Here is a 15,060-nt window from a genome sequence, read left to right as displayed (position 1 = left end):
ATGTATCTCCTGTTTCAATTATTTAAAAGTTTATTAATTCTTTCCAAATTTTTTTTGTGGTGTTGCAACCATTTATCAGCCCCGTAGTCACCATTTTCAAACGCAATTTGAGTTATATTTATCAATTGTATTACTTTCTCTCGGACAGATTGCAGTCTAATTCTATCTACTGATTTCATGTTCAGTGTTTCATTATTATATTCCACAAACTGATTGATTTTAGAACAAGGTTGAACCAAATAGTTATGCACACAGTAACCAAACTCTGTTAAGTGAATTGCCCCTTGATAAAGGTTATCAAAGTCAACTGGCGATTCATTTGAGGGAATTGACTCCCTTTTACAATAATTACTCTTGTTCAATTTAATAGCTCTAATTTTATCTAACATATCTTCTTCCGACACATGGTTATAAACTCTGTTCTGATTCACATTGACACGACCAGACCATTTAGCAATATCCAGTTCAGACATTTCACCATAATGAGCTATTGTGTTTAAAAGGTGCCGTGGTTGGTGTGACCGGATAAGTAGTGGCTTACCTTCAATATCATAATATCCGTATCGGGCGAAAATATTTTTAAATCCAGACTCATTACGCATTTTATTTTGTATATCATTAAAAAAGAATCCTTCTTTGGTAGGTTTGTATAATGAATAGATATCACTCATTTGGGATAAAGAAAATTGGCGAGGATTCAATAAACATAATGCATTACTAAATCTTATAGATTTTTCTTTATCATACCAAGGAAAGTCTCTGCTAAAACCAGAGCTAATCATTTCCCATAGCTCACTCAATGAATAGTTATAATCATTGGAGTTTAAGAAACTTTTCCCACCATCCAAACTCGTTCTTTTAATTTTTAGAACGCATGATTTATGATCATGTAAAGGGTAGCCAGAAGTACATCACAAACCTGTAAAACTGTCAACTTTAATTTTTCATCAACTTTTGGGCAAAGTTCATGTCGGTAAAATTTATCAGGGTATTTTCGCACCATTGAGCAAATGCCCTTGCATTTTGTGATAAGGAAAGCAATCTTCTAATCGCTTTCTTCGCAACTGGTATCATAACCTGTGGAATCCACTTGATATTAGGGCCATACCCCTTAACCGAATAGAATCTTAGACCATATCTTTCGATACCCTTCTCATCTTTTTGTGTAATCTCACAATCAGCAGGTAAGGCTAAAATCTCAGAAATTCTGCTCGGACAACAAAGCAGGAGTGCAAATACTGCACTGGTGAATTTATCCCTTGGACTCAGTAGCTCATCATTTTTAGAAAAAATATCAGCAATCGCAAGTAATGCTGTTTCATCTCGTAGTTTCTCGTTTCTGTGATAGTCCTCAATCTCAGGAAGATAGTTGTTTTTGACCTTCTGCTTCACATGGTTTTTCAGGATATGTATCCTGATTTTACAAGGTTATGTTCACATATAAACTTTGATAATTTTTCAAGCTGTATCCCACATTGAGCGAGAAAACATTACCTTCAAAATATCTACTTTCCAATCTGCATTGCCTCATCAAAAACAACGGCTGTAACATTATAAATGAGACCACTATTCAGAACCTGCAAAAGAGCCTGTTCGAGACATAAAGCAGATCATTCTAGCCCATCTAAATTTTAAGAGTTTTCTGAATTAGTGTGCTGATATCTAATATATGCTTTGGCAAAATCGAGGAAATCTTCATGCATTGCATCTTTGGAGTTAAATACTTTATGTCCAACCCCTATCTTTCTAAAGGTTACATACCCTTTCCAAACATATTGTTCCCAATCCTGAGTTTGGGTTAGCCCAGATAGTTGATAGCGACAAAATTTTATGAATTCATTATAATTGTTTTCTGCCGTAAGTTGTTTTTTAGACTTAAATAAAATAATATTGTTCATTGGGCATTTACCTCATCAATATCAAATGGCATAAAGAAAGCACATTTATCACAAGGAAAACTTACATTTAAATTCTGACTTTCGCATTTTCTCGAAGAGCAAAATTTGAAATGTTTTTTCTCTTTAGACTTTATTCCATTCATAAAAATATCAGCGACAAATGACAATTGTTCTGAAACAGCGGAATCAATCCTTTCAACACTCCCAGCAAGATTTTTAATATAAATGCCCGTACTTGAAGTAGAAGAATGATCCAATAATTCAGCTATAGTATTGGCATTATGTCCCTCCCTAGCCAGCATAGTTGCTATCGTATAGCGAAGCCTGCGAGGAGTAGCATTGAGTAGAGAACCTGTACGATTTGAAATTAAGTTCTCAGTAATAACAATATTATTTAATGCTGTCTTAGCAATTGTTGGCTTTGCAAATATTTTACTAGACTCAAGGAAATCAGAATCTATTATGGCTAAATCAAGCAGTTTTTCCTCGTTCAAGAAAACTGGAACCTTTCCTTTGGTATAGTCATCAAGAGTTTTACCAAGGGTTTGCTCAACAAACCTCACGGATTGATTAGCTTGCAGTTGAACAATTGATGCAACTTCTGGAATCATTGCCAGTTCTCGATATTGTAGTTGTTTACCTCGTTGTTTAACTCGTGGTACTGAAATTAAATATTCTACTTTACCATTATCTAAGTTCTTTTGAAGAAGGTCTTTATATTTCAACATAACTAACTGCTGAGGTCTCTTGCCTGTCAGACTCACTAATAGCGATATTGCATAATCTGACAGTGACAGTACACCTATTCTATATGCATGATTCATAGCCTTGATCAGGGAAGTATGTTCCTCTTTTTGAGTTAGTGGGCCCCCTGTTGGATCATCTTGTAACACAGACTGACCAGCTTTTTTATTTTTAGGTCCAAATGCTTTAACAGTTCTACTGCACTTTCATCTATTCAGGATATCCAAACTCAAACCATTTAATAAAAAATGGTCGTAAAACACGAAACGATGCTGGGGCTTTTGATAATTGCTTATTTTGATATTCAATTAGAACCTTATCATCAATATGAGTAGGAGATAGTTTACAGATAAGACTCTCCATATTTCTAACAATACTTTTCACATACAAATAGCTGTTGCTATTAAAATAATATTGTACTGTATATACAAATCCACAAACCAATTTTTCATTCATAACACATATCAATTCTCTAATGTTGATTCCATTGTTTTCAATCGAACTGACGATTTTATGTTCATGCAAAGACATTTTATCAGAGTTATATTTAATTAAATTATTCATCAAATCCTCCTTTGAATAGTTGCTCTTGTTGTTCAAGTGCAGTTTTTTTCGATAGCTCAAAAATATGCCTGCGATTATAAATTATTGAAGTATCTGAACCAGGTCGCCATCCCATGAGATAAGAACGGATTTGCTGTTCTTTTTCATCGGATATATCTTGGGCATTGTCTACTGTTTTTGAGAACTCATAATTCCATGTGTGTCGTAATTTATGACCTGTTAATCCACTTAGAAGTGAGGATGATTGACGAACAACACTCACTATCTTATGGTATGAGGAAAATGACAGAGGTTGCCCTTGGGTCCTCCCTTCCTTATAGGTAATAAACAGAAAATCATGCTTATTAGCATTTTTAACTTTCCTACGATCATTCAAAATATAATCTGAAATTTCAGATATAAGTTTTGTGTCAGCAATTAATTTTCTCTCACACGTCTTCACTAATGGCTGATAAACTCGTGGATCTGTTTTATCATTTGCTTCTCCTTACTTATGCGATTGTTGATTCTGCAAAATCAATATCGCCAATACGCAGATTCAAAAGTTCACCTGCTCTCAAACCAAAGCAATGTAATAGAAGGAATATTAGATTGTTTCTTTGTTGCACTTTTTCCGTAAACGGGTTCAAGTTACTCCCTGGCGAAAGTATGCTGAACAAAGAATCTAGTTGTGCTTTGTCTAAGCTTTTTTCGATTTCCATATTATATTTATCATTATTCCTTGGTTTCTTTCTTTTTATGTTATTAATGAAAACCATTACTTCCTTGAGAGCATTTTTCTGCCCTGCATGTGAAAGAAGTATTTTGCACAACCATTCAAGATAGTTAGCGACTGTTGTAATCTGAAAATACTTAGTTGGTTTTTTGACATTTGAAACCCTAAAATTACCATCCCTTCCATCTCGGAAATTTAATGAAGTGAATTCAATCAAATCCTCAATTTAGTGAGGACGAGAAACAGCTTCTTCTGGATTCTTTCATCAATATTGATATTTTTTCTCATAAAGAATCGATATAACAATGAAATGCTACCGGCAATAACCTTCATTGTTGATATAGACTCTGACCGATTCCTGACTTGTGTTGTTATATACAAGTTTGGATAATACAATGGCTCACCAGTATCTTTATTTACGACATGACAATATCTCTCACCATTTTCGAGCATAAAAGAATCCACACAAATACTGCACATATTTTCCTCCTAAACTTTACAAAAAGTATAATTCCAATATATTAATAATAAGCATTTCGTAGATTTACAAATTTATTTGGACCGATTAAGATATTTATTTAGATTAAAACAGTGAGATAGACGATTATTCTTGTCAAATTATCATCTGGTAGATCTAGTTAATATTATGTACACCTAATACTTCGAAAACAATCTCACTGCCTTGCTAATAAACGGCAACCAAAATAATGTAAGTTATTTTGTAAGGTTTTAAGCCAAAATATGGGACCAAACTTTACATTTTTACAAAAGAATTTTCAGCCCAATCTGATATCGAATTATCCGTTTCGATAAATTTCTAATTTCATCAGGGCATTTAATTAGCGAGAACCATGTCTCGTAAACATAAAACTGCTCGAAAATATCAAGCTCAGAGATCGCGTCTAAAGGTTGTCTCAAATTTCCGACAAGATACTGACTGAGCCAGTAAATGATTTCTTTATTAAAATCGCTATTCGGCAAATCATAAATTGCTCCGGGTTCGAAGATCTTCCGAAAAAAGATCCTCGCCTAAATTGCACATATGGTTTTCTTCATTCATAAATTCTTCTATATTCATAAAAATCTCTCCCAGGTTTAATTAAGCGACTTTTAATTCTGCTTGCTTCGATAACTGATTGAATCCACTCGTCAACTTCACTCTCAACAAAAGCAACGGCACGAACACCGATCTTAACGGGTGCTGGAAACCGACCTTCACTGATCAGACGATACGCAGATCCAGGCTTTGCCGAAACCAGTTCGTTTCAAGACTTCTGGTAAACGAATTGAGTTTTGATTGATTGTATTCATTTGGCTGTCTCCTGCGTTTCCGTTACGGAGATATTAGCCATACAGATTTGTATCTATGAAGGGAATGCTGATAACTGAAAAGTTAGATGAGGGAAGAATGAAAGGAAATTCCGGGGAAGAAAAATATTACGCCCTCCCCTTGACAATTAACATGATGATTTACAACTAGAAAGAGCCGAGTTCAGAAATCGGTATGTTGAGGAGATGGCTGTTTTTACTGATAAAGTATTCGAGACTACGGGTTGTTTCTCCATTGAATGACTTCTCTGCAACTGGCCTGTCTGTATCTTTAATGTGATCTTCTCCTCTAATCTCACTTGTAAAGTCGGGATACAAGACACGAGACAAGACCATATTTGAGATTTTTACTTTTTTAAATTTTGCCCAAATCAATAGATCCATCATTGGGATAATATTGTAATCGACAAGTTTTCTTATCTTTGCCAGTCCAATTTTTTCTGTTTTGACTGGCTCAATTTCATATTCTTTCCTGAGAATGGGTAGCATCGTTTGTAAGGCTGTTATAATTTCTTCATCGCTGGACATTCCTAAATCAAATGAAACATACATCTTGCTGCTATTTTGGTTAAGAAAAAAGTCTCTCATCCTTTTTTGTTATTGGTTTCTTTTTCAACTCTTTTTTGAAATCGCCATTTTCTTTAAAAAAATCCATGCTAAACATTATTAACTTGTTCTCTAATTTTTTTATATCACCAAAGCTAACCTGCGCAACATGTCTTTGGCCCTTGCCAAAATGACCATGATTGTTATCTTGTCTGCTTAAAATAGGATTACCTTCAAGGATAGACCTTAAATTTTGATTATCATCTTCCCATCCAAAATTTACACTGTCGAAAATCGCTTCTCTAAAGGCAAGCTCAGTATGCAGTTCTTTGATTGTAAGTGATTTTAATTGCTCATAGTTTTCGAGACTAAACCAGCTTTTTAATTCTTCATAAGGGCTTACTACTTTCATTTATCCCTCCACTGTATTCAAAGCTTGAATGAGTTAACACTGCTTATTTGAATTAATTCTCCCTTAACAAGGTTGATAAGGGAGAACGATTAATTAACTACTTAATCATAGTTAATTCTTTTTAAAATCAAATGGTGAAACTTGTCGTATTCTAAGGAGGTCAAGGTAATCGGCCCACCACTGCAACATAAGCTTTCTCTCATCAAGGTGCTCTGCTTTATGTATGTAGGCAGCACGAACTGAGTTCCGCTCCTGATGGCTCATTTGCCGTTCAACAGCATCTTTCGACCACAAACCGGATTCAATTAAAGCACTACAAGCCATAGCTCTGAATCCATGTCCACAGACCTCCACGGTTGTGTCATAGCCCATAGACCTCAAAGCCTTGTTTACCGTATTTTGATCCTACCCACGTAATGTGGACACGGCCCTAAGCGAGGTTCTGGTTTTCAAATTGTTCGGGACTGAGTCCGCCACAGGCACTGTGTCGGCGCCACCGATTGTAATCACACTCGATATAATTAAACACCGTCATCCGCATGATTTCCCGGCTGATAAGGCGTTCCCCGTGGATACATTCCACCTTCAGCGAGTGGAAGAAGCTTTCCGCGCAGGCATTGTCGTAACAACATCCTTTGGCACTCATGCTACCGTGCAGATTATGCCGCTTCAGTAACGCCAGATAGTCTGCCGAACAGTACTGCCCGCCTCTGTCCGTATGCACGATGACATTTTCCGGGCGCTTACGTCGCCAGAGTGCCATCTGTAGCGCATCGCAGGCCAGCTGCGCTGTCATCCGCGACGACATCGACCAGCCGATGACAGCACGGGACCACAGGTCAATGACCACCGCCAGGTACAACCAGCCTTCGTCCGTGCGCAAGTACGTGATGTCACCCGCCCACTTCTGATTCGGGCCACTCGCGTAAAAATCCTGTTTCAGCAGATTTTCAGACACCGGCAGGCCATGTTCGCGGTATCGGACCGGGCTGAACTTCCGGGCCGCTTTTGCGCGAAGCCCCTGACGCCGCAGGCTGGCGGCAATGGTTTTGACGTTGTACTCAGGCAGTTCGTCAGCGAGACGAGGCGCACCATAACGCTGTTTTGCCTCAGTGAATGCCTGACGGACAGCAGTATCACAGACGAGCCGGAACTGCTGACGTGGTGTTATCTGCTGACGACGCAGACGCCAGCGCATACCAGCCGCTACGGGCGACCCGCAGTACCCGGCATATGGCTTTGACGCTGAACTCAGCCCGATGTTTTTCAATAAAGACATACTTCATTTCAGGCGCTTCGCGAAGTATGTCGCGGCCTTTTGGAGAATGGCCAGCTCCTCTGCCTGTTCCGCCAGTTGGCGCTTAAGACGGGCAATTTCAACGGACATTTCCTGCTCACGTTCGGAAGAGCTGCGGGCATTGTTAATCTTACTGCGCCATGCGTAGAGCTGGGATTCGTACAGGCTGAGTTCCCGGGCAGCAGCAGCAGCAACACCGATACGTTCCGCAAGCTTCAGGGCTTCGTTGCGGAATTCAGGCGTGTACTGTTTGCGGGGCTTCTTACTGGTTGATGCTGGTTTTGTCATGAGTCACCTCTGGTTAAGAGTTTACTCACTTAGTCGTGTGTCCACTATTCGTGGGTAGGATCATTTTCACTCATGGGCTTTCTGAAATCATGGTCGCCAATGAACACGAGTTCATGGTCACCGCTGATCTCTTTAATTTCCATCAACACAGACAATGCCTGACAACTCAAAGGAACAAGGTGTGGAGTTCGCATTTTCGAACCACGATGCGAATGTTTCACTCCGGGTAATGGCTCTCGCTCTGCAGGAATAGTCCACATGGCATTGTCGAAATCTATCTCTGACCAACGAGCAAACCTGAGTTCACTCGAACGAATGAAAATGAGCAATGTAAGCTTTACGGCTAACTTCGTGAGCTTTCTACCTTTGAATATTTCAATTCGCTCCAGGAGTTCAGAGAAGCGATCAAACGGTAATGCCGGTCGGTGGGTTCTTTTTGCTACCGCAATAGCTCCTGCCATCTCTTGAGCAGGGTTGTAATCTATCAGCCCGTTCTGGACAGCATATCGCATCACTGCCGTTGTTCTTTGCTGTAGGCGGGAAGCAACTTCCAGTCGCCCAGAAGCTTCAACAGCCTTGATAGGGGCAAGAAGATCTCTGGTACTAAGCTCGGATATTTTTCTTTTACCAATAGCAGTAAAGAGACCATCTTCCATGCTTTTTAGAACTCTCTCGCTATGGGAATCTGACCATTTCCTTTTACAAGCCTTATGCCAGTCCCTGGCAACAGATTCAAAAGTAAGAGCTTCGCTCTGCTCGATCTTGTCTGCCTTTTTCTTCTCGGAAGGGTCGATACCATCAGATACCAACTTTTTAGCCTCATCTCGTTTCCTGCGAGCTTCACCAAGAGAGACCATTGGATAAACACCCAATGCTAAAACTTTTTGTTTGCCATCGAAACGGTATTGAAGTCGCCAGTATTTTGAACCATTGGGGTTGATCAGCAGGTGCATACCCTGCCCATCTGTGAGTTTGAAAGGTTTGTCGGAGGGCTTGGTAGTCCTAACTTTGATATCGGTGAGAGCCATCAGTTGATACCTCCAGTGTTGGTACCAAAATCGATCGAACCGGGAATACCATCAGTTATACCATCATCGGTTGGTATATGTTCAAGGAATTGAGTAGACGTGAACAGACTAAGCCAAGTCAGAAACCTGCTTAACTTACTGTTTTTATGTACTAAAGTAGACGTTAGTAGACTTGAAAAAAGCTTTGTATGGTGCCGAAGGCCGGACTCGAACCGGCACGTATTTCTACGGTTGATTTTGAATCAACTGCGTCTACCGATTTCGCCACTTCGGCACTGAAGGGGATGCGGAAACGTTGTGGATTATACCTGTCGCGCGCCGCCATGCAAGCGACGACGCGCTAAACCCGCGCTAAGTGTCCAAAAAACCAGCGCCCTTTGTCACTCCAGCTCAGACACCGCCAGCCGAATCACCCTCGCCGCCTTCTGCTCCGGCAGCGCCAGCACCTTTGCCCACATCTCCTGCACCATATCGCAGGAGAGCTTCTCTTTGCCCGCCGCCTTCTCCGGCATCTGCAGCAGCTGGATGTCCTCGCCGTACTGATCGGCAAGTTGCTTCATAATCGGTCGGACATCCTCGACGGCCGCCTCACGCTCGGCTTGGGTCACGGTGTGGCGGTTTTTGCCGTAGGCCGCGCGCATCATGTCCGCATCGGCCTGCATGCGCCGCGCCATCAAATCTTTATCCAGCATGCGCATCGGGTTGATGCCGCCCTTCACCATCGGGTAGAGGAAGCGGAAGCAGGCGTCGTCGCTCACCTTCTGGATGGCGGCGGTCTGCTCCATGTTGATGGTCATGTAGTTCACCACGTTGGCGTCCGGGGCGTTTTGCAGGCGCGACATCTGCAGATGCAGGATCTGCGGCTGGATGGTGTCGATAATCTGCTGCTCCGGCTCGCCCGCTTTTTGCAGGGCAGCCATCTGGTCGAGGATGCGCTGATGCAGCGCGGGCTCCTGCTCCTTAATCACCTGCCAGGCGGGCATCTCGTTGAGGGCGTTATCCATCTGCCGTTCCGGAGCGCGCTGCCTGTCGAAAAACACCCAGAACGCCACGGAGGCAGCCGCAATGACGATAATCACAATACGGGTCCACTTTTTATTCATCTCGCATCCTTATCCTTGAGTTATGCCGGGTTACACCGGCACGCCGCTGTGGAAGCGAAACTCGTGGTCCGGTGTCGAGATAAGTGTGGCTTCAATTTCGCCAAAAAGCTGTATGCGCGGTGAGATATCGTCGTCGCTCACCTGCTGGGCCAGCGTCAGGTAGTCCTGATAATGGCGCGCTTCCGAGCGCAGCAGCGAGAGATAGAACTTCTGCAGGTCGTCGTCGAGGAACGGGGCCAGCGCGGCGAAGCGTTCGCAGGAGCGGGCTTCGATGTAGGCGCCGCAGATGAGCTTGTCGATTAGCGTCAGCGGCTCGTGGGTGCGCACTTCCTTCAGCATCCCTTTGGCATAGCGGCTGGCGGTGATTTTGACGTACGGAATGTCGCGGGCCAGCATCGCTTCGCGCACCTGCCAGAAGTGGTGCAGCTCCTCTTTAATCAGCAGCACCATGCTGTCGATGAGCGCCTGGCCCCACGGGTCGTCGGTTTTGGGCATCACGCTTTTGCCAATCTGCCTGTGCAGGGCGATGAAGTCCGGCTCCGGGCCGTCGCGGAAGGTGAACTGTTCGTAGGGCTTGAGCCAGTCGAGCAGCGCATCGGCACCGCTTTCGTCGGCGACGTATTTACGCACGAGTAATAGCGCAGTTTGGGCGGCCTTGAGCTCGCACACCATGTGGTCGGTGAGCAGCAACGGCAGGTTCGCCGGGTCGCGGGCTTTATCAATCCATGCTTGCGGGGTCGGGCACTGGAGGAAGTTGAGTACGGGGGCGAGTATCTGCGGGTAATCCATGGTTCTGCCTTGAAAAAGCGGTGGCGAGCGCCACCGCCTGAAACGCTTAGTGACGCACGCCGTCGTCGTCTTCGTCGACGTAATCTTCGTCGTCGCCTTCTTCGCCGTCTTCACCGTTCGGATCTTCGAAGTAGGTTCCCCAGCCGTCGTATTCCACTTCAAACTTCTCGGCCAGGTTCATCAGCTGTTCTACCTGCGCGTCGATCAGCTCCGCCTTCAGCGCGCCTTCGCTCAGGATGTCGCAGCAGATGACGGTGTCGCCCTCTTCCACTTCCAGCTCTTCCGGCTCGGTCACTTCGTAACCCAGCTTGAAGGCTTCCACGGCCATTTTTTCCAGCGCCTCGAAGTCATCCGCAGAGAAATGGTGTTCGATGGTGTACAGCGCGTCCGGATCGCTACCGTCTTCCAGCAGTTCTTCAATAATCAGACGCGTCTCTTCGCGTTGCTCTTCCAGTAATTCCGGGTTTGCCATGGGTCAATCCTCTTTAAAGTGCGGCAGATACTTCTATTTTCACACACGGACGGGTTTGCCTCCACCTTTGTTGGAAAGATTTGTGAAACGGGGTTGCAAATGAATAATTACACATATAAAGTGAATTTTAATTCAATAAGTGGCGTTCGCCATGCGAGGATAAAATGTCTGATCTGTACAAGAAACACTTTCTGAAATTGCTCGACTTTACCCCTGCACAGTTCACTTCTCTGCTGACCCTTGCCGCACAGCTCAAAGCCGATAAAAAAAATGGCAAGGAAGTACAAAAGCTTACTGGCAAAAACATCGCGCTCATCTTCGAAAAAGACTCGACCCGTACACGTTGCTCTTTCGAAGTTGCCGCATTTGACCAGGGCGCACGCGTTACCTGGTTAGGGCCGAGCGGCAGCCAGATTGGGCATAAAGAGTCAATTAAGGATACCGCACGCGTGCTCGGGCGGATGTACGACGGCATTCAGTACCGCGGCCACGGCCAGGAAGTCGTCGAGACGCTGGCGCAGTACGCGGGCGTGCCGGTGTGGAACGGGCTGACCAACGAGTTCCACCCAACGCAGCTGCTGGCTGACCTGCTGACCATGCAGGAGCACCTGCCGGGCAAGGCGTTTAACGAGATGACGCTGGTCTACGCGGGCGACGCGCGCAACAACATGGGCAACTCGATGCTGGAAGCGGCGGCGCTGACCGGGCTGGATCTACGCCTGGTGGCCCCGAAAGCCTGCTGGCCGGAAGAGAGCCTGGTGGCGGAGTGCAGCGCGCTGGCGGAAAAGCACGGCGGGAAAATCACCCTGACGGAAGACGTGGCGGCGGGCGTGAAGGGCGCGGACTTTATCTATACCGACGTGTGGGTGTCGATGGGCGAAGCCAAGGAGAAGTGGGCGGAGCGGATAGCGCTGCTGCGCGGGTATCAGGTGAACGCGCAGATGATGGCGCTGACCGGCAACCCGAACGTGAAGTTCCTGCACTGTCTGCCGGCGTTCCATGACGACCAGACTACGCTCGGCAAGCAGATGGCGAAGGAGTTCGACCTGCACGGCGGGATGGAAGTGACGGACGAGGTGTTTGAGTCGGCGGCGAGTATCGTCTTCGACCAGGCGGAAAACCGGATGCATACGATTAAGGCGGTGATGGTGGCGACGCTTGGGGAGTGATTGACTCCTCTGCGGTCTGGTGCCCTCACCCCGGCCCTCTCCCACGGGGAGAGGGAGAACACCCAGCCCGTAGGCCCGTGCAAGCGCAGCGCCGCCGGGCGAATCAGGCGACGATGCGGCCTGATGCCCTCACCCCGTCCCTCTCCCACAGGGAGAGGGAGAAAACACAACCCGTAGGCCCGTGCAAGCGTAGCGCCGCCGGGCGAATCAGGCGACGATGCGGCCTGATGCCTTCACCCCGGCCCTCTCCCACGGGGAGAGGGAGAACACCGGCGCCATTTCATTGATTTTTCACCCCGAAAAAGGTACGTTTTCGCCTTCATTCCAGCGTGGACATGCCAGCATTATGCCGATTATTCAGTCTGTTGAACGTGCGTTGCAGATCCTCGACCTGTTCAACGAGCAGGCCACCGAGCTTAAGATCACCGACATCAGCAAACTGATGGGGCTGAGCAAGAGTACCCTTCACTCGCTGCTGAAAACCCTCCAGCTTCACGGCTATATCGATCAGAACCCGGAGAACGGCAAATATCGCCTCGGCATGAAGCTGGTTGAGCGCGGTCATTTCGTCGTGGGCTCCATCGATATTCGCCAGAAGGCGAAAGGCTGGCTGACGGAGCTGTCCCAGCGGACCGGGCAGACCACCCATCTGGGGATCCTGGACGGTCGTGAAGGGGTCTATATCGAGAAGATTGAAGGCAAGCTGGCCGCCATAGCCTATTCGCGCATCGGCCGCCGCCTGCCGGTTCACGCCACCGCCATCGGCAAAGTGTTGATTGCCTGGCTGGGCGAGGCCGAGCTGAACACCCTGCTGGAGGGCTATCAGTACACCACCTTTACGCCCGCTACCCTCGCCTCTCGCGAAGCATTAATGGCCGCTCTGGCGCAGACCCGCGAGCAGGGCTATGCCCTGGACAGCGAAGAGAACGAGCAGGGCGTGCGTTGCGTGGCGGTGCCGGTGTGGAACCACGAATCCCGCGTGATTGCCGCCCTGAGCCTGTCGACCCTGACCTCGCGCGTGGACGACGCCGAGCTGGCTAATTTCCGCGAGCAGCTTCAGCAGGCCGGGCTCGCGCTCTCACGCGCACTGGGCTATACCGGCTCGTAGGTGAAGTAGTCGAAGTCCGCGTGGCAGCCGTCGCCGCTGATGTCCTCGCAGTGCAGCCCCACAAACGCGCCGGTAAAGAAGCCGCGCCCGCCGATGTAGTCATCCGACAGCTTCCACGCCTCATACGTCACCGGCACGGTGTGCCACGTCTCGCCGTCGAACGAGTAGCTGTAGCGGTAGACCAGCCTATCCACATCCACCCGGAGCCATACGCTCTCCGCACTCTCCGGCACGGGAATGGGCTGCTCGTGCAGCGGCCACGACGGCACGTTGTGGTCAAGCTGGATCACCTTAATCGTTCTCCCCTGCCCCTCATCGTAGTCCACAAAGCAGTAGCTCCAGTTTTTGCTGTTGTAGTAGCAGGTCAGCCCCGCGCTCTGCTGGAAGTGGACCGGCGAGAACTGCATCCGCGTCTCGGCCCGGAAGGTGAAATGCTGCCAGCGGCGCGCCACGGTCGACTGGGTGAATGTCGAGTTGAGCGAGTCGTTGCCGTAGAGCCGTAAGTAGCCCGGGCGGGCGGTAAGCGAGCCGAGGGTATCGTCGAACGGAATGCGCAGGGTCTGCAGTTCCGGGTCAAGCGTGCTGCCGTCGAAGTCCTCCCGCCAGATGCCCGGAACGGCTACAGGCTGCTCCGCCATCTGCGGGCCTTTCACGGTAAGCTGCGCGTGCCTGCCGCCTTCCACGTAAGGCCAGCCGTCGCGCCATTCAATGCGGGCGATGCCGGTCTCGCGCCCCAGCGGGCAGTAGCCGCGCCCGCCGGAAGCCAGCAGCGGCACGCCGGGCAGGCGCAGCGGGCGGCTGGTGAGGTAGGCCATATACCACTCCCCGGTGTGGGTTTGCAGCAGCGAGCCGTGGCCGCTCTTTTGCAGCGGGTTCTCCGGCAGGTGCCAGCTGGTCATCATCGTCACGTCCGGGTGCAGCTCGTACGGCCCGTCGATGGTTTTTGCGCGCAGCACCACGACGGCGTGCTCGTAGCTGGTGCCGCCCTCGGCAACCATCAGGTAGTACCATCCCGCGTGGCGATAAAGATGCGCCCCTTCGGTGTAGCAGAGCGGCGTGCCGGTAAACAGCGTTTTGCGCTCGGGCGAGAGCGTGCCAGTCTGCGAATCAAACTCCTGCATCACGATGGTGTTGTGCGGGTTGCTGTGGTGGCGCGGCCCCCACGGGCGGTAGAGGTAGTATTTGCGGCCATCGTCGTCGTGGAACAGGGACGGGTCAAACCCGCCGTTGCCCATCGGGATCGGCTCGCTCCACGGCCCCTCGATGGACGGCGCGGTGACGAGAAAATTGAGGCCGTTTTTCCACGGCGAGTCGACAATCTTCACGTCGGTGTAGAGCAGCCAGAACCTCCCGTCGGCGTAGCTCAGGCACGGTGCCCAGATGCCGCCGGAGTCCGGGTTGCCCTTCATGTCCAGCATCGACACGCGGTCCAGCGGGGTGCTGACCAGCGACCAGTTTTTCAGATCGCGGGAGTGGTAGATGCGCACGCCCGGGAACCACTCGAAGGTCGAGGTGGCGATGTAGTAGTCCTCGCCCTGACGGCACAGGGACGGGTCCGGGTTGAAGCCGGTCAGGATCGGGTTAGTGATTTCCATAAT

General features: G+C 47.7%; 7 protein-coding genes, 1 tRNA gene and 9 pseudogenes. 3 read left to right on the top strand and 14 right to left on the bottom strand.

Annotated features, from left to right (window positions below; all coding sequences use genetic code 11):
- Positions 1–14: 14 nt before the first annotated feature.
- From ACQG03_RS02655 to rraB, 13 genes and pseudogenes are all read right to left on the bottom strand, one after another.
- Positions 15–1,898: pseudogene (locus ACQG03_RS02655) on the bottom strand (DNA-binding protein).
- Positions 1,895–3,206: pseudogene (locus tag ACQG03_RS02650) on the bottom strand (tyrosine-type recombinase/integrase). The pseudogenes ACQG03_RS02655 and ACQG03_RS02650 overlap by 4 nt, the downstream one beginning before the upstream one ends.
- Positions 3,199–4,401, bottom strand: a pseudogene (locus tag ACQG03_RS02645) (tyrosine-type recombinase/integrase). The pseudogenes ACQG03_RS02650 and ACQG03_RS02645 overlap by 8 nt, the downstream one beginning before the upstream one ends.
- A gap of 282 nt (positions 4,402–4,683) precedes the next feature.
- Positions 4,684–4,999: pseudogene (locus tag ACQG03_RS02640) on the bottom strand (hypothetical protein).
- A pseudogene (locus ACQG03_RS02635) lies at positions 4,974–5,232 on the bottom strand (helix-turn-helix transcriptional regulator). Before ACQG03_RS02635 ends, ACQG03_RS02640 begins: the two co-directional pseudogenes overlap by 26 nt.
- 165 nt (positions 5,233–5,397) lie before the next feature.
- Positions 5,398–6,208, bottom strand: a pseudogene (locus ACQG03_RS02630) (DUF6387 family protein).
- Positions 6,209–6,319: 111 nt separating this feature from the next.
- Positions 6,320–6,610: pseudogene (locus ACQG03_RS02625) on the bottom strand (tyrosine-type recombinase/integrase); the annotation flags it as partial.
- A gap of 28 nt (positions 6,611–6,638) precedes the next feature.
- Positions 6,639–7,793, bottom strand: a pseudogene (locus ACQG03_RS02620) (IS3 family transposase).
- Positions 7,794–7,855: 62 nt separating this feature from the next.
- Positions 7,856–8,821 (bottom strand): annotated as a pseudogene (locus tag ACQG03_RS02615) (tyrosine-type recombinase/integrase); the annotation flags it as partial.
- 189 nt (positions 8,822–9,010) lie between these two features.
- Positions 9,011–9,095, bottom strand: a tRNA-Leu gene (locus ACQG03_RS02610).
- A 106-nt stretch (positions 9,096–9,201) separates the two neighbouring features.
- Positions 9,202–9,924 carry a hypothetical protein gene (locus tag ACQG03_RS02605; RefSeq protein ID WP_063163200.1) on the bottom strand — a complete coding sequence of 241 codons (723 nt, stop codon included), beginning with the start codon at positions 9,922–9,924 and terminating at the stop codon, positions 9,202–9,204.
- A 30-nt stretch (positions 9,925–9,954) separates the two neighbouring features.
- Complete coding sequence (miaE, locus tag ACQG03_RS02600; RefSeq protein ID WP_022646893.1) at positions 9,955–10,713, bottom strand: tRNA isopentenyl-2-thiomethyl-A-37 hydroxylase MiaE; 759 nt, start codon at positions 10,711–10,713, stop codon at positions 9,955–9,957.
- Between the two features lie 46 nt (positions 10,714–10,759).
- Positions 10,760–11,185 carry a ribonuclease E inhibitor RraB gene (gene rraB / locus ACQG03_RS02595; protein WP_017694625.1) on the bottom strand — a complete coding sequence of 142 codons (426 nt, stop codon included), beginning with the start codon at positions 11,183–11,185 and terminating at the stop codon, positions 10,760–10,762.
- A gap of 99 nt (positions 11,186–11,284) precedes the next feature.
- Between rraB and argL the strand changes: the two genes are divergently transcribed.
- From argL to xynR, 3 genes are all read left to right on the top strand, one after another.
- Positions 11,285–11,380, top strand: coding sequence for a putative translational regulatory protein ArgL (gene argL, locus ACQG03_RS02590; RefSeq protein WP_213083700.1), 96 nt, complete (start codon positions 11,285–11,287; stop codon positions 11,378–11,380).
- Positions 11,350–12,354: an ornithine carbamoyltransferase gene (gene argF / locus ACQG03_RS02585; RefSeq protein ID WP_032625248.1), complete on the top strand. Its 1,005-nt coding sequence runs from the start codon at positions 11,350–11,352 to the stop codon at positions 12,352–12,354. The genes argL and argF overlap by 31 nt, the downstream gene beginning before the upstream one ends.
- A 346-nt stretch (positions 12,355–12,700) precedes the next feature.
- Positions 12,701–13,462: a DNA-binding transcriptional repressor XynR gene (gene xynR / locus ACQG03_RS02580; protein WP_063163233.1), complete on the top strand. Its 762-nt coding sequence runs from the start codon at positions 12,701–12,703 to the stop codon at positions 13,460–13,462.
- On the opposite strand, the gene ACQG03_RS02575 is transcribed toward xynR, so the two are convergent.
- Positions 13,447–15,057 (bottom strand): glycoside hydrolase family 43 protein, encoded by a 1,611-nt coding sequence (locus ACQG03_RS02575; RefSeq protein WP_063163201.1) that lies wholly within the window; start codon positions 15,055–15,057, stop codon positions 13,447–13,449. The genes xynR and ACQG03_RS02575 overlap by 16 nt on opposite strands.
- Positions 15,058–15,060: the final 3 nt, after the last annotated feature.

It is taken from the genome of Enterobacter cloacae complex sp. 342H5, assembly GCF_050030905.1.
Taxonomy (GTDB): Bacteria; Pseudomonadota; Gammaproteobacteria; order Enterobacterales; family Enterobacteriaceae; genus Enterobacter; species Enterobacter intestinihominis.
The sequence above is the reverse complement of the archived record's forward strand: the minus strand, read 5'-3'. Positions and strand labels throughout refer to the sequence as shown.

What these genes read in the sequence shown, in the direction of transcription:
- argF (WP_032625248.1), top strand. Translation starts at nt 11,350, where the DNA reads ATGTCTGATCTGTACAAGAAACACTTTCTGAAATTGCTCGACTTTACC.
- rraB (WP_017694625.1), bottom strand. Translation starts at nt 11,185, where the DNA reads ATGGCAAACCCGGAATTACTGGAAGAGCAACGCGAAGAGACGCGTCTG.
- miaE (WP_022646893.1), bottom strand. Translation starts at nt 10,713, where the DNA reads ATGGATTACCCGCAGATACTCGCCCCCGTACTCAACTTCCTCCAGTGC.
- ACQG03_RS02575 (WP_063163201.1), bottom strand. Translation starts at nt 15,057, where the DNA reads ATGGAAATCACTAACCCGATCCTGACCGGCTTCAACCCGGACCCGTCC.
- xynR (WP_063163233.1), top strand. Translation starts at nt 12,701, where the DNA reads ATGCCGATTATTCAGTCTGTTGAACGTGCGTTGCAGATCCTCGACCTG.
- ACQG03_RS02605 (WP_063163200.1), bottom strand. Translation starts at nt 9,924, where the DNA reads ATGAATAAAAAGTGGACCCGTATTGTGATTATCGTCATTGCGGCTGCC.
- argL (WP_213083700.1), top strand. Translation starts at nt 11,285, where the DNA reads ATGAATAATTACACATATAAAGTGAATTTTAATTCAATAAGTGGCGTT.